The sequence below is a fragment of the Nitratireductor sp. PBL-C9 genome, assembly GCF_050877045.1.
Classification (GTDB): domain Bacteria; phylum Pseudomonadota; class Alphaproteobacteria; order Rhizobiales; family Rhizobiaceae; genus Nitratireductor; species Nitratireductor aquimarinus.
This window is the reverse complement of record NZ_JBPAXW010000001.1, coordinates 443824-457525: the sequence shown is the minus strand read 5'-3', so window position 1 is coordinate 457525 and position 13702 is coordinate 443824. Positions and strand designations below refer to the sequence as shown.

Sequence of the window (13702 nt, the reverse complement as noted above, 5' to 3'; positions counted from 1 at the left end):
CACATTGTCGGTAAAGCCGGCTAATCGCAGAGAATTTCTGAGATGGTGGCGGCAATCCTGTCTGGCGGGGTGTTCAGCCAGCTTTCATTCATCTTGAGAACGTAACCGCCGCGCGAGCGTGGCGGCATTTTTGCATTGCGCGCCTGTGCCCGCTTTGCCACTTCCTCGCTTTCAACCGCGCTTTTGATGCGGATGACATTGGTGTCATCGACAAGCCTGTGGGCCTCAACGCCCAGACCGGGCAGGGCGTCCAGCACGGCAGCGCCCGCCACGCGTACGGCTGCCCAGTTCTTCGTCTGTCTGGCCAGCGCGTTGTGGGCGAGAAGCGCTGACGGCCACATCTGAAAGAGACCGCCGCCAAAGCGTCGCCGCTCGTGGTGCTGCCCTTCAAGCGCTGCCGCCGATCCCGCAAGAACGGCCCCGAAAGGCGCATCGAGATATTTGTAGAGCGACAGGTAAATGTAATCGAAGGGCGCGGTGATCTCTGTGAGCTCCCGGTCCGTCCAGGCGGCTTCGATGAAAATTCGTGCCCCGTCGAGGATTAGCGGAATGTTTTCGGCTTTTGCCAGTGAGATGATTTCTGCCAGCGCAACGGGGTCGAACAGGCGGTTGGCGTATCGCCGGCTGGGCGTTTCCACCATCACGCCCACAATGGTGGCCGGCACACGGGCACTGGCCGTGCGCTCGATCTCGGCGCGCAGCTGCTCTGCGGTGAAGCTTGGGCCTTCCGAGGCCAGTGGCACCGTGGTGACGCCGATGCCGTGGGTGAAATTGTCCCCTGCATCGTTGAACACATGGCTGTCGCTCTGCACGACCAGCCGCGGGCCGCGCTTTGCAGCGGCCAGCTCGCGCGCCGCCAGCATGTTTGCCAGCGTGCCCGTCGGATACATGACCGCCGCTTCCTTGCCGAACATCGCGGCGACAGCGTGTTCCAGTTCGGTGACCGGCCCGCCAACGCCATAATAGTCCGGCGCGACATCGCCACTGGCGGTCAGTTGGGCAAGACGCTCTGCCGTTTCCTTGGGTGTCAGCCAGTCGCCGTCATCCGCCAGGTTCAACCGCGTCATGAAGCGTCTCCGGGCCTGACCACGGCGTCCGGGAAGAGCGCGCGAAGCCCATCGACAACATCGGCAACGCTTGCCTTGAGGCTCGCCTCACCCTTTTCCTTCGTCGCAAGCGTTGCGTCGCCGCGAATGCCCGTGGCCGAATAGTCGACGCCGCTTTCCGGGTCGCCGTTGAAGGTGGTCGGCCAGTAGAAAACGGTCTTGGGCGCATCGAGCTGGTTTCCATAGTCGCAGACGAGCTTGTCCTTGCGGACCCGGCTCTCATCGAGCGCCAGGATCAGCGAAGTCTCATGTTCGTCGCCATGTCCGCCGAGCTTCTGGGTCATCAGATGTTCGGCGTCATGGCCGAGTGCCAGAATGTTGGCCAGCGCGACACGGGTGCCGGTGCGCTCGTAGAATTCGCGAACGGCCACCTGCACGACGGGCGTCGTCGAAACGCCGGTGTTCAGGATCGCCAGATTGCGGAAACCCTGTGCGAGAAAGCCGCTCAGAACATCGTCGATCAGCATGGAGAAGGTTTCAGGACGGATGTGCTGGCTGCCGGGATAGTGGCGGAATGCCGGGTAATATCCAAACGACATGACGGGCGCTGCCAGAATGGGCAGTTGCTCGAGCACACCATCGGTCAGGCCACGGGCGAGCAGATAGTCGGTGCAGAGCGGCAGCGCATGGCCATGCTCCTTGGCTGCTGCGCCAATCGGCACCAGAACCAGCGCATCGCGGTCGCGCCATTCCGCCGCTTCGCTCCAGGTCAGATCTTCAAGCCAACGGCCCTTCATTGCGCTTCTCCTTCAGTCATTCTTTTGTCTTCCAGAGTCTGATGCGGGCTGTCCGCATCCGCTCCGGGAAAGTGGCACGCCACGGCCTGTCCGCCTGTATCGCTGACAAGCGTGGGTATTTCGCTGCGGCATCTGTCCTGAACACGCGGACAGCGCAGGTGAAACGGGCAACCCGGCGGCGGGTTGATGGGGTTTGGAATCTCGCCCGATGGCACGGGAATGCGCCCGCGCCGCCCTGCACCCGCTTCGGGAATGGCCGAGAGCAGCGCCTGCGTATATGGGTGCTGTGGCGACTCGAAGAGCTGCGCCTCGGTGCCGATTTCGACCACCCGGCCCAGATAGAGAACTGCGATGCGGTGGCAAAGGAAGCGCACGACACCGAGATTGTGCGAGATGAAGACGAAGGTCACCCCGGTCTCGCGCTGAATGTCGCGCAGCAGGGTCAGAACCTGCGCCTGCACCGACACGTCGAGCGCCGAAACCGCTTCATCGCAGACGATCAGGCGCGGCTTCACGGCAAGCGCCCGCGCAATGCCGATGCGCTGGCGCTGACCGCCGGAGAAGGCATGCGGATAGCGGTCGGCGCTTTCCGCCGGCAGTCCCACCACCTTCAGAACCTCTGCCACACGGGCGGCGATCTCGGCGCGCTTCATGCCGATATTCACCAGCGGCTCGGCGACGATTTCACCCACCTTCATACGCGGGTTGAGCGACGCATAGGGATCCTGGAAAACAATCTGGATATCGCGGCGGAGCGGCCGCATGGCCCGCTTGCTGAGCCGGGTGATGTCGCGGCCGTCGAAAGTGATTGCGCCGTCGCTCGGGTCTGTCAGCCGCAGGATCATGCGGCCAAGCGTGGACTTGCCGCAGCCGCTTTCGCCCACAATGCCAAGCGTTTCACCCGCCGCCACATCGAGCGAGACGTCGCTCACCGCTGCCAGTTCCTTGTTGCCGACCCGGAAGCGCTTGGAGATGTTCTCCAGTTTCAACAATGGCGCAGTCATGCCAGTGCCTCCAGCTCGTCAATCGCCTCGGTGCGGAAACAGCGGGCAAAATGGGCCGGTCCCGCTTCGTTGAGCGGAGGAACGGACAGGCCGCAGGCCGCCATCGCCATCGGGCAGCGCTCGTGGAAGCGGCAGCCATCCGGAAAGCGTCCCGCCGCAGGCATGGTGCCCTTGATTATCGGAAGGTCGTCCTGCCGCTGCGACGCCGAAGGGATCGACCGCAGGAGGAGCCGGGAATAGGGGTGCGCGGAGCGGGTGAACAGCGCGTCGCCCTCCGAGCGCTCCACCACCTGTCCGCCATACATCACCACCACGCGGTCGGCGATCTGCGCCACAACGCCCATGTCATGGGTGATGAGCATCACGCCCATGCCGAACTCGTCTTTCAGATCCAGAATGAGATTGAGGATCTGCGCCTGAATGGTCACATCCAGCGCCGTCGTCGGTTCGTCTGCGATCAGAAGTTTCGGGCGGCAGGCAAGCGCAATAGCGATCATGATGCGCTGCTTCATGCCGCCGGAGAGCTGGTGCGGATAGTCACGCGCCCGCAGGTCTGGTGCGGGAATGCCGACACGGTCCATCAGCTCCACGGCGCGACGGCGCGCTTCTGCCGGAGGGCAGAAGGCGTGTTCGGTCATGGCCTCGACAATCTGGTCGCCGACCCGTTGCACGGGGTTCAGGCTGGTGCCCGGCTCCTGAAAGATCATCGCCATTTCAGGCCCGCGCAGGGCGCGCAGCTCTTCTTCCGAAAGCGTGGTCAGTTCGGTGCCGGAAAGCGCGATGTTGCCGGAGGTGATTTTGCCGGAATGGCCTAGCAGCCCCATGATCGCCAGCGAGGTTACGGATTTGCCCGAGCCGCTTTCGCCGACAACGCCCACGACCTCACCGGGCATCACATCGAAAGAGACGTCTTTCAGCACTTCGACAGGGCCGCGCAGCGTGTTGAAAGAAACGCTGAGCCCGCTGATATCCAGAAGCTTCATCAACGCCCCCTGCTTTTCGGGTCAAGCACATCGCGCAGGCCATCACCCAGCAGGTTGAAGCCGATCATGGTGATGCCAAGCGCAACCGAGGCGGAGAGCGCCAGATGCGGATCGGTGCGCAGATTGGGCAGGCCGTCGCGGATCATGCCGCCCCATGTGGGGTAGGGCTCCTGCACGCCGATGCCGAGAAACGACATCGTCGCCTCCGCCATGATGATCATGCCGACGCCGAGAGAGGCGCGAACGATCATCGGGGACACGATGTTGGGCAGGAGATGCCGCCACATGATCCGCCATGTGGGCGTGCCGCAGGCAATGCCGGCCTCGACGAAGGGTTCCTCGCGCAGCGACAGGACAAGGGCGCGCGCCATGCGCGCAATGCCCGGCCACCAGACGAGCGCAAGAGCGACGATTACCGTGAATGTGCCGGGCCCCATGGCCGCCGCCACGATGATGGCGATGATGAGTTCCGGAAATGCGAAGATGATGTCGACGAAGCGCATCAGGACATTGTCGACATGCCCGCGATACCACGCGGCCACCATGCCCAGAAGCGTGCCGAACGTCATGGTGATTGCGAGGACCGAGAGCGCCACCGTCAGCGAGACGCGTGCGCCCATGATAAGCCGGCTGAGCACGTCGCGGCCAAGCGCGTCGGTCCCGAGAAGATGGTCGCCGCCGGGCGGCAGCCATGTCGCCATGATCGACACTTTTGTCGGGTCATGGGGCGTGATCCAGGGAGCGAGAAGCGCAACGATGGCGACAAACGCCACGATGATGCTGCCGATCATCGCATTGCGCGAGCGAAGAAAGCGGATCTGAAAATCGGACAGGCCCCGCCTCGGGGCAGGCGCGTTCAGCGCGTCGGTTTTCGAGGTCTCAAGCGTCATGCGGCGGCCTCGTCGAAACGGATGCGAGGATCGAGCCAGGCATAGATGAGGTCCACGCAAAGATTGATCAGCGAGTAGAAGACCGTGAACAGAAGGACGATGGACATGGTGACCGGGTAGTCGCGCGCAAGCACGCTATCGATGGCGATGCGGCCGAGGCCGGGAATGTTGAAGACCGTTTCCACGACGAACGCACCCGACAGAAGGCCACCGAAAATGAGGCCGATGGACGTGACGATGGGCACCATCGTGTTGCCGAGAGCGTGCCGCCAGATGACGCGGTTTTCACGAACGCCCTTGGCGCGCGCAGTGCGCACGAAATCGCGGTCGAGCACTTCGAGCATGTAGGTGCGGGTGAGGCGGGCGATTACCGCCATGGGGCCGACGACCAGAACCGTGACGGGCAGGACGAGCTGTGCGGGCGAACCCCAGCCGGCGACCGGCAGCAGCGCCAGTTTGAGCGAAAGCATCCAGACCAGAAGCGCGGCCAGCGCGAATGAGGGTATGGAGATGAAGGTGACGAGCAGCAGGATGATGCCGGTGTCGGCCCAGCTTCCCGCACGCACGGCGGCAAACACGCCGAAGAACAGGCCCAGCGGCACGGCGATGAAAAGCGCGGAAAGCGCCAGAAGCGGCGTGATCGTCATGCCATCGCGGATAACATCGATCACCGTCGATCCCACATAGCGGTAGGAGAGGCCGAACGTGCCGTTCAGCACGTCGCCGATATAGGCGAGGAACTGGACCGGCAATGGCCGATCCAGTCCGTAATCTGCGCGCAGGCGCGCTTCCAGCGCGGCATCTCCGGCATGGTCGGACAGCATGACCATGATGGGGTCGCCGGGAACGGCTCTGACCGCAAAGAATGTAACGATCAGAGCCACGGCCCAGACCAGCGTCAGCCCCAGCAGACGCCGCGTTGCGTAATGCAGCATCAACCTATTCCGCGATGGTTACATCCGCGAACGGCACCAGGCCGAAGGGCTGGATGGCGACACCGGAAACGCCGTCGCGCACCGTCGCCATCAGGGTGGAGACCGGAAGCGGGCAGGTGCCCCAGTCGTCCATCAGCATGCCTTCGGCTTCATGGTAGATCGCGTAGCGTTCCTTGTTGTCCGCCGTCATCGATGCCTTGTCGATCAGCGCGTCGAACTCGGCATTCTTCCAGCCACGGTTATAGGGGCTGTCGGAGTACCAGAGCTGCGACAGGAAATAGAGGCCGTCGGGATAACCCGCGCTCCAGCCCCAGGCGAAGAAGGGCGTCTGCCCGGAATTGATCGATTTCAGATGCGTGCCGCGCTCCACCAGCTCGACATCCACCGGCATGTTCAGGACTTCCTGAAGCTGGCTTGCGAAATAGAGGTGCTGGTTCTTGTTGGGCTCGGTCGTGCTCAGCTTGACCGGCGGCAGGCCTTCGCCATTCGGATAACCGGCCTCGGCGAGAAGCGCCTTGGCCTTTTCCGGGTCGTATTCGATCTTGGGCAGGTCCGGATTGTAGCCGGCGACGCCTTCCGTCACCTGGCCGTAGAGCGGCTTGGCTGCCCCGCTGTAAAGGCCGGCGATCATCGCGTCCTGATCGAGCGAGCGGCAGACGGCCTCGCGCACCCGCTTGTCCTTGAAGGGCTCATAGAGATCGGAATTCATGGCGAGGTAGCGAACCTGCGCGCGGGCGGCCGTGATGGCGCGCTCCTTCAGTTCGGGATTGCCCAGCACGCGGCGCATGCTCGGCCCGTCCACGACCATCACGTCCAGATCGCCGGTCTCGAACATGGCCATGGCTGTTTCCGGAGAGGGGATCACCACGAATTCGACGCCATCAATGGCAGGCGCGCCACCCCAGTAATCGGCATGGGCCGCCAGCTCGACCTTCTGGCCACGGCTCCAGTTTTCGAACTTGAATGCGCCCGTTCCGGCGGAAACCTTGTTGTACCATTCAGGGCCTGCCTCTTCGGCAATGCCGCTGTCGAACAGGTAGATCGGATAGATCGGAAACAGTACGTCGGGTCGCGTGAAAGCCACTTCAACCGTGTAATCGTCCACCACGGTGACGCCGGAAAGCGTGTCGGCGCTTCCATCCTTCATGGCGTCTGCGCCGACCACGACATCCAGATAGGGCGCGTTGAGGCCCGCCTTGTTGCCGGGGCGCAGAAGCTCTTCAAAGGAGAACTTCACATCTTCTGCCGTGAACTCACGGCCGGAGTGGAATTTCACGCCTTCACGCAGCTTGAAGCGGAAGCCGAGATTGCCTTCCAGCGGTTCCCAGCTTTCCGCCAGCGCGGGGATCACCTGTCCGTCCGCATCGATGGCGGTGAAGCTTTCATACATGTTCGAGATCACCTGACCGGCGATCAGCTCCGAATAGGTAATCGGGTCAATCATGGACGGATCGGCTGCGATGTTGACGCGCAGATCGGCCGCCATGGCGCTGCCGGATCCGGCCAGAATGGCGGTGGCCAGCGCCGTCGCGCCGAGTGCTTTCTTCAGATCGATAGGCATGTACTCACTCCCCTCATTCAAGCTGCCCGATATGTTCAGGCAAAGAGATATCGCCGGCAGAGCCGGTTCGGTCTGCCGCAAATTCCTGTTCATCCAGTTGAGCGTCGTCGCTGCCTGGCGGCTGCCGTTTCGGCGGCCTGCCTTTAGAGCAACAATGTCGAGCCGGTATCGCCCCTCACCGTTTCCGACAACGTCCTCTGATCCTGTCTCCGGTTTGACGTTAGACTCGAAACGCGGTTTTCGCAATATGCATATGCATTATTGCGAAAGGGCGCTCTCGCACCCTCGACAAGGCCGGAAGGGGGAACTAAGGCTGGGGCATGGGCAAGCTCGAAAACACGCCGACAAAGCGAGCGAAGAATGGCGCGGGACGACGCGTCACGCTGCATGAGAAGATCCAGACGGATCTGGAAACCCGCATCCTTTCAGGACAGTGGCACACCGGCTATCGCATCCCGACCGAGAAGGAGTTGAGCGAGCACTACGCCTGTTCGCGCATCACCGTTTCCAAGGTGCTCATGCTTCTGGCGCAGAAGGGGCTGATCGAGACGCGCAAGCGCGCCGGCAGTTTCGTCCGGCGTCCCATGGCGCATTCGATTATCCTGCAGATCCTCGACCCGGCCAGCGTTGCCGAGCAGATGGGACAGCCCTATCGCTATGAGTTCATCGACCAGGTGGAGCGCGAGGCAGATGCGGATGATTGCACGCATCTGCGCACGCAGCAGGACGACCGCGACAATGTGCTCGCCGTCCGCTGCCGGCACCATATCGGGGGCCGGATCTATTGCTACGAAGAGCGTCTGATCAATCTGGACCTGTTGCCAGAAGCCCGGTCCGTGGATTTTGAGACCACACCGCCCGGCGACTGGCTGATCGACCATCTGCCGTGGCGTTCGGGCGATGTGGAAATCGGTTCTGCGCTTGTCGACGAGACGCTGTCAGACCGGCTCGCGCTCGCCCCCGGCGCTGCGGTCATGAACATCGAACGCGTGATCCACGCCAATGGCGCGGCGGTGTCCTATGGCATGGCCTGGTACGCCGGCGACATGACCAGACTCAAAGCGCAGTACGACACCGCTCCGCTCACTCTGGCTGGATCACCGGCGTCGTAAGCTGTTTACCTTCAACGTGATCGACACCTTCCGCCGCCTGAGCCAGACACCCGGGAAGTTCCGGTTCGGTGCGATCAAAAGACAGGGGTGGGCCGCTCCCGTCCCGCTTCCCTGTAGAACCTGAAGAAAATAAGCGGGTCCTGCCCAGTTTGACTGTCAGTGACACGATCATTGACAGCAAAATTCATCGAACCGTCATCAAAGGATCACGCATCCGTCGTCGAAATCGGAGATGGGGAGCCGGCTATACAAACCTGCTGGTACACGGATAACAACGGAGTTCCCCCCAATGCTTTCTCGCCCCTTGAGCCGCAGAGCGATCCTGCGCGGCGCTTCTTCGGCCGCGCTTGCTGCCCCCTTCATCGCCCGTGGCTCCTGGGCCCGCGCAAGCTCGGGAGAGCTGCGTCTCGCCGCCTGGGCTGGATATATTTCTCCGGAAATGCTGGACGCATTCGAAAAGGCGACGGGCATCAAGACGACCTACACCCCCTACGGCACCAATGAGGAAATCCTCAGCATGATGCGCGTCAACCAGGGCTCCGGTTTTGACGCGATCTGGCCCGCGCTCGATCGGGTGCCGAACTACGTCGAGGATGGCCTGATCCAGCCTATCGATGAAAGTCGAGTTGAGTGGGACCGCTGCATCGACAGCGCCATCAAGAGTTCCGAAACCCTTGGCGCGGTTGTTGATGGCAAGCGGTATCAGGTCCCCACCGACTGGGGCACCGAAGCGCTGACGTTCGACACCGAAAAGCTGCCGCTGGAATATGGCTCTGCATCCTATGCCGACCTTTGGCAGCCGGAGTTGGCCGGCAAAGTTACCGTGCGGGGGCATTCCGCCCTGGTCGGTCTCGCACTGTGGCTGGAGCGGGAAGGAAAGCTGCCGCGTCCCTTCCTCGACAGCTTCAAGGACGCCGACGCGATGCGGGCGAACTACGACGTGATCCTCGCCGAGGCCATCGCACGCAAGGCTACGATCGCCCAGTTCTGGAGCAACCAGAACGAAGCCCAGGGTGCATTCCGCACGAATGGCTGCATTCTGGGCCAGACGTGGGACTCGACCGCCGCAGGCCTCAAGGACGAAGGGCTGCCAATCTCCTATCTCGCACCGCGCGAAGGCGCTCTGTCGTGGATGGAGGGCATCTCGCTCCCGCTCGGCTCCGAGAATGTCGAACAGGCCTACGCCTTTATCAACTGGATGCTGACCCCTGAAGCCGGTGCAATGTACGCCAGCCATGCACGGGTCAACACCACGGCCAAGGGCGCCGATGCCTTCCTGCCGCAGGAAATGAAGACCTTCTTCCAGAATGCCTACCCCGAAGATGCAATCGACAATCTCTGGTGGTGGCCGGTTCAGGAGAACTGGTTCGTTGAAATCCGGGGCGAGTACCAGGACAAGTTCCTCAGTGCCTGACATGCCAATCGTTGAAAAGTTGGACACTTCGGGCACCCTGCCCGGGGTGTCCACTCCAGCAGCAAGCGCCGTCAGCATGCAGAATGTCGAAATGCGGTTCGGCGGCACCCATGCCGTCAAACCGCTGTCGCTCGATGTCCAGCAGGGTGAGTTCTTCTCGATCTTGGGCCCGTCCGGTTGCGGCAAGACGACATTGCTGCGGCTGATCTCCGGCATTCTCAAGCCGACGGCCGGACGAATATTCATCAATGGCAACGACATGGCTGGTGTCCCGCAAAACATGCGCGAGACAGCGATGATATTCCAGTCGCTTGCGCTTTTCCCGTTCATGACGGTCTGGGAAAACATCGCTTTCGGCCTGGAAGCACGGGGTATCGGAAAGAAGGAACGCCGACGCAGGGCACAGGAGCTTCTCGACCTGATTGCCTTGCCGGATCATGGCGAACGCCTGCCAGGTGAACTGTCCGGTGGTCAGCGTCAACGGGTCGCCATCGCGCGGGCCCTTGCCATTCAGCCCAAAGTGCTTCTGCTCGACGAACCTCTGTCGGCCCTTGATCTGAAGTTGCGCCAGCATATGCGGGCAGAACTACGCTCTCTGCAGAAGAGCACGGGCGTTACCTTCTTCTACATCACCCACGATCAGTCCGAGGCGCTGGCCATGTCGGACCGCGTCGCCGTCATGAACGCCGGAACGCTACAGCAGATCGGTACCCCGCACGAACTTTACAGCCGACCGAAAACACAGTTCGTCGCCCAGTTTGTAGGAGAGGCGAATGTGCTCTCGGGTCGCGTTTCGCAAATAGAAAGAGGGACTGCTGTTCTCGAATGCCCCGAAGGGTCGTTTGCAGGATGCAGTACGCCCGGTCTGCGCAAGGGCGATCAGGCCCGGCTTTACGTGCGTCCAGAGGCAATCCACATCGGCGGCGGCGTCCGCGATAACGGTCTAACGCTGACCATCGAGCGGTATGACTTCGAGGGCGCATTTGCAACGGCCCATGCCGTGTTGGCCAGCAACCTTTCACGGCGCCCTGTCTCTCTGACAATTTCCCAGCAAAGCCTGTCAGCCGCGCCTGCGCCCGGGAGTTCCTTCCGTGCCGGTTTTTCTGCGCAAGATGCGATCATTCTGCCCAATGAGTGAGATCTTCCAGCGCTTCGGCAAAACACTGGGTGGCATCTTTCTGGCCCTCGTCCTGCTCTGGCTGGCTGGGCTGGTGCTTGTTCCCGGTATCTACATGGTCAACGCTTCCCTGACCCCGCGTCTGCCACCGGCCCTGCGAGGCGGACCGGAAGATGTGTACGTTCTGGACAACTTCGCCTACCTCCTGAACCATCCGAACCATGGCTGGATCTTCTTCAAGACGATCTGGTCCAGTGCGCTGGTGACCTTCACAACGCTTCTGCTTTGCTACCCCATCGCCTACTGGCTCGCGCATGTGGCCAGGCAATGGCAGATGCGGTTGATGCTGGTGCTGATGCTGGTCCCATATCTGATGAACGAGGTTCTCCGCGGGCTGGCTTGGTACATCATCCTCGCCTTTTCCGGTCCGCTGAATGCTGCCCTGATGTGGCTAGGATTGCTTGATGAGCCGCAGCGCTGGTATGGCGATGGCGGCGTCGTGGCCGGTATGGCCTACGCCTACATCCTGTTCATGCTCTTTCCGATCTACAACGCCATTTGCACACTGGACCGGGATCAGATCAACGCCGCGCGCAATCTGGGCTCGTCCACCTGGCGCATCCACTGGCGGATCGTTCTGCCTCACGCCAAGGTCGGCATCGCAACCGGCTGTGTCTTCGTTTTCATGATGGCCGCCGGCAGCTATGTGGCTCCCGCACTGCTGGGCGCTCCGGGCAGCCGCTGGTTCACCCAGCTCGTCTACGAGTGGTTCTTTGAAATCGGCAACTGGAACCGCGGAGCTGCCTATGGCGTGGCGCTGATGGCAATGTGTCTGACAGTGGTTCTCGGGCTTCTGGCTTTGTTCCGCGTGAACCTGACGAGCGCAATCAAATGACAAATGACGTGACAGTCTCGCCCATACATGCGCATACGGGAGTGCTCAGGCGTATTCTCACACGGCTTGGCCAAGTAGCATCGCGCCTCTATCTCCTCGCCTTTGCCGGGTTCCTGCTTGGCCCGCTCCTGATTCTCGGGGGTGCCGCCTTCAACGACAGTAACTTTCCGACAGTGAGCCCCTGGCAGGGAGCCACCCTGAAATGGCTTCAGGCGCTCTTTCATGACGGAGAAATCGGCGATGCCCTGATCAGTTCCGGCATAATTGCTGGCGGCGTCATACTGGTTTCGCTGCCGATTGGCATCGCCTCCGCACTGGTTCTCAACAGTCTGCACGGGCGTGCGCGCGGTTTCATCTACGGCCTGATGGTGTCGCCGATGCTCATTCCGGGAATCGTGATCGGGATCTCCACACTCCTGTTCTGGCGACAGATTGGTGTGAACGGGGGATACTTCCTGACCATTCTGGCGCAGGCAAGCTTCATCAGCTCCTTCGTCATGCTGATGATCGCTGCCCAGTTACAGCGGTTCGACCGAACTATGGAAGATGCGGCCCTCGGTCTGGGTGCGTCGCGCCTGATGGTGTTGCGCCGTATCCTGCTTCCGTATTTGCGCCCTGCCATACTGGCTGCCTGTTGCCTCGCCTTCCTGCAGTCCTTCGAGAATTACAACACCACGCTGTTCGTCCGGGGAACGGAAACACCGCTTACGGTTTTCATCGCGACGAAAGTCCGCACGGGGCTGACACCCGTGATCAACGCCCTCGGACTGGTCATGATGCTGGCGGCTCTTCTCGGCGCGGTCCTGTGGGAGCTCAAGCGCATAAAGACCTTCGCGCGCGCATAAGGGGCGGGAGACGCCACGTCCGCTACGCGATACCTCACATCCTGAAAGCAGGGGCTCTAAATTGGAAAAACATCAATTCAATGTCGGCATGTCGAGCCGCACGCGTGACGGCGACCTTTCTGATCTGGGTAAGGAGCTGGACGAGCTTCAGGAACTGGGCGTGGACTTCGTCGAACTATCTGCGTTTGATTTCGACCTGATTGTCGGCGGCAGGATCCGCCGACCGCAAATGAAGACCTTGCTTGATATCTGCGGCGGCCGTGATCTCCCCTATTCAGTGCATGGACCGCTTGCGTTGAACTTCATGGACACGCCTGATCGTCTGCCGTTGCATTTTCAGTTGCTTGAAGCCTCACTCGACATCGCGGCCGAGTTGGGGGCTAAGCACTATGTTCTTCATGCCGGGATGACCATGGAGAGCACTCCAACGCTCTGGCAGAACGCCTATGACCGGCAAAGAGAGTGGCTCTTCCGCGCCGGTGATCTGGCTCGGGAGCGTGATCTGCATATCTGTGTTGAAACGCTGTATGAGCATGATGAGTGGAAGTACACGCCGCGCCCCAGCCAGCTCGCCGCCGAACTGGAGGCGATTGCACACCCGAATATCTGCGCCACGCTTGATTTCGGACACAGCTATCTCAAGCTCGACGCAGAAAATCGCAGATCCGATCTCGTCAGCGAGTGCGCGACCCTCGCGCCTCAGACGCGTCATCTGCATCTCCACGACTGTTTCGGGCGACAGGAGGGCATGTGGACCTATACCTTTAGCGAACAACTCGCGCTTGGGCTGGGGGACCTGCATCTGCCTATCGGTTGGGGAGACATCCCTTGGGCAGAGCTGATGACACAGTGCGTATACCCAAAGGACGCAATGTTCGTGATTGAACTCAACCCCCGCTACTTCCATGCGGCGAGGGAATGCCTGGCAAGGGCCAGGTCTCTGGCAACCCTCGCGAGTTCGCGAATACAAGAGATAGCGGATACTTCCGATCAAGCGGCCTGATGCGATCCGGACAGAGCTTGCCACGTTCCTGACAGGTCAGCAATGTCTTCCGGGTTTCCCGGTTTTGGAAACGCCAGGGCAACATGTGCAGGCGACCGTT

At 61.4% G+C, this 13702-nt stretch carries 13 protein-coding genes; 6 read left to right on the top strand and 7 right to left on the bottom strand.

Annotated elements, in window-relative coordinates:
• Positions 1–20: 20 nt before the first annotated feature.
• Genes ACRTG1_RS02145 through ACRTG1_RS02115 form a run of 7 tightly spaced genes read right to left on the bottom strand, consistent with a single transcriptional unit; the run spans position 21 to position 7216 of the window.
• The gene (locus tag ACRTG1_RS02145) at positions 21–1067 is read right to left on the bottom strand and encodes a threonine aldolase family protein (RefSeq protein WP_432515683.1); all 1047 of its coding nucleotides are present in this window, start codon (positions 1065–1067) and stop codon (positions 21–23) included.
• Positions 1064–1843, bottom strand: a complete 780-nt coding sequence (locus tag ACRTG1_RS02140) for a creatininase family protein (RefSeq protein WP_432515682.1) — start codon at positions 1841–1843, stop codon at positions 1064–1066. The genes ACRTG1_RS02145 and ACRTG1_RS02140 overlap by 4 nt, the downstream gene beginning before the upstream one ends.
• Entirely contained in the window at positions 1840–2847 is a 1008-nt protein-coding gene (locus tag ACRTG1_RS02135) for an ABC transporter ATP-binding protein (RefSeq protein ID WP_432515681.1), read from the bottom strand. The genes ACRTG1_RS02140 and ACRTG1_RS02135 overlap by 4 nt, the downstream gene beginning before the upstream one ends.
• Entirely contained in the window at positions 2844–3830 is a 987-nt protein-coding gene (locus ACRTG1_RS02130) for an ABC transporter ATP-binding protein (protein ID WP_432515680.1), read from the bottom strand. Before ACRTG1_RS02130 ends, ACRTG1_RS02135 begins: the two co-directional genes overlap by 4 nt.
• Positions 3830–4720, bottom strand: a complete 891-nt coding sequence (locus tag ACRTG1_RS02125) for an ABC transporter permease (protein ID WP_206545026.1) — start codon at positions 4718–4720, stop codon at positions 3830–3832. The genes ACRTG1_RS02130 and ACRTG1_RS02125 overlap by 1 nt, the downstream gene beginning before the upstream one ends.
• Positions 4717–5655, bottom strand: a complete 939-nt coding sequence (locus tag ACRTG1_RS02120) for an ABC transporter permease (RefSeq protein WP_113156699.1) — start codon at positions 5653–5655, stop codon at positions 4717–4719. Before ACRTG1_RS02120 ends, ACRTG1_RS02125 begins: the two co-directional genes overlap by 4 nt.
• Positions 5656–5659: 4 nt before the next feature.
• Entirely contained in the window at positions 5660–7216 is a 1557-nt protein-coding gene (locus tag ACRTG1_RS02115; protein WP_432515679.1) for an ABC transporter substrate-binding protein, read from the bottom strand.
• 320 nt (positions 7217–7536) lie between these two features.
• Between ACRTG1_RS02115 and ACRTG1_RS02110 the strand changes: the two genes are divergently transcribed.
• The 6 genes from ACRTG1_RS02110 to ACRTG1_RS02085 all read left to right on the top strand — a co-directional run bounded on the left by ACRTG1_RS02110 (position 7537) and on the right by ACRTG1_RS02085 (position 13602).
• Positions 7537–8328, top strand: coding sequence for a UTRA domain-containing protein (locus tag ACRTG1_RS02110; RefSeq protein WP_432515678.1), 792 nt, complete (start codon positions 7537–7539; stop codon positions 8326–8328).
• Between the two features lie 289 nt (positions 8329–8617).
• The gene (locus ACRTG1_RS02105; RefSeq protein WP_113156702.1) at positions 8618–9742 is read left to right on the top strand and encodes an extracellular solute-binding protein; all 1125 of its coding nucleotides are present in this window, start codon (positions 8618–8620) and stop codon (positions 9740–9742) included.
• A 76-nt stretch (positions 9743–9818) separates the two neighbouring features.
• On the top strand, positions 9819–10880 hold the full coding sequence (locus ACRTG1_RS02100) for an ABC transporter ATP-binding protein (RefSeq protein WP_432515677.1): 1062 nt from the start codon (positions 9819–9821) through the stop codon (positions 10878–10880).
• Entirely contained in the window at positions 10873–11754 is an 882-nt protein-coding gene (locus tag ACRTG1_RS02095) for an ABC transporter permease (RefSeq protein ID WP_206552931.1), read from the top strand. The genes ACRTG1_RS02100 and ACRTG1_RS02095 overlap by 8 nt, the downstream gene beginning before the upstream one ends.
• Positions 11755–11795: 41 nt before the next feature.
• Entirely contained in the window at positions 11796–12599 is an 804-nt protein-coding gene (locus ACRTG1_RS02090) for an ABC transporter permease (RefSeq protein WP_245447857.1), read from the top strand.
• Positions 12600–12660: 61 nt separating this feature from the next.
• Positions 12661–13602, top strand: coding sequence for a sugar phosphate isomerase/epimerase family protein (locus ACRTG1_RS02085; RefSeq protein WP_432515676.1), 942 nt, complete (start codon positions 12661–12663; stop codon positions 13600–13602).
• Positions 13603–13702 lie beyond the last annotated feature (100 nt).

Bases quoted from the DNA above. Each gene is read 5' to 3' on its own strand.
- ACRTG1_RS02145 (WP_432515683.1), bottom strand. From the start codon at position 1,067: ATGACGCGGTTGAACCTGGCGGATGACGGCGACTGGCTGACACCCAAG.
- ACRTG1_RS02140 (WP_432515682.1), bottom strand. From the start codon at position 1,843: ATGAAGGGCCGTTGGCTTGAAGATCTGACCTGGAGCGAAGCGGCGGAA.
- ACRTG1_RS02135 (WP_432515681.1), bottom strand. From the start codon at position 2,847: ATGACTGCGCCATTGTTGAAACTGGAGAACATCTCCAAGCGCTTCCGG.
- ACRTG1_RS02130 (WP_432515680.1), bottom strand. From the start codon at position 3,830: ATGAAGCTTCTGGATATCAGCGGGCTCAGCGTTTCTTTCAACACGCTG.
- ACRTG1_RS02125 (WP_206545026.1), bottom strand. From the start codon at position 4,720: ATGACGCTTGAGACCTCGAAAACCGACGCGCTGAACGCGCCTGCCCCG.
- ACRTG1_RS02120 (WP_113156699.1), bottom strand. From the start codon at position 5,655: ATGCTGCATTACGCAACGCGGCGTCTGCTGGGGCTGACGCTGGTCTGG.
- ACRTG1_RS02115 (WP_432515679.1), bottom strand. From the start codon at position 7,216: ATGCCTATCGATCTGAAGAAAGCACTCGGCGCGACGGCGCTGGCCACC.
- ACRTG1_RS02110 (WP_432515678.1), top strand. From the start codon at position 7,537: ATGGGCAAGCTCGAAAACACGCCGACAAAGCGAGCGAAGAATGGCGCG.
- ACRTG1_RS02105 (WP_113156702.1), top strand. From the start codon at position 8,618: ATGCTTTCTCGCCCCTTGAGCCGCAGAGCGATCCTGCGCGGCGCTTCT.
- ACRTG1_RS02100 (WP_432515677.1), top strand. From the start codon at position 9,819: ATGCAGAATGTCGAAATGCGGTTCGGCGGCACCCATGCCGTCAAACCG.
- ACRTG1_RS02095 (WP_206552931.1), top strand. From the start codon at position 10,873: ATGAGTGAGATCTTCCAGCGCTTCGGCAAAACACTGGGTGGCATCTTT.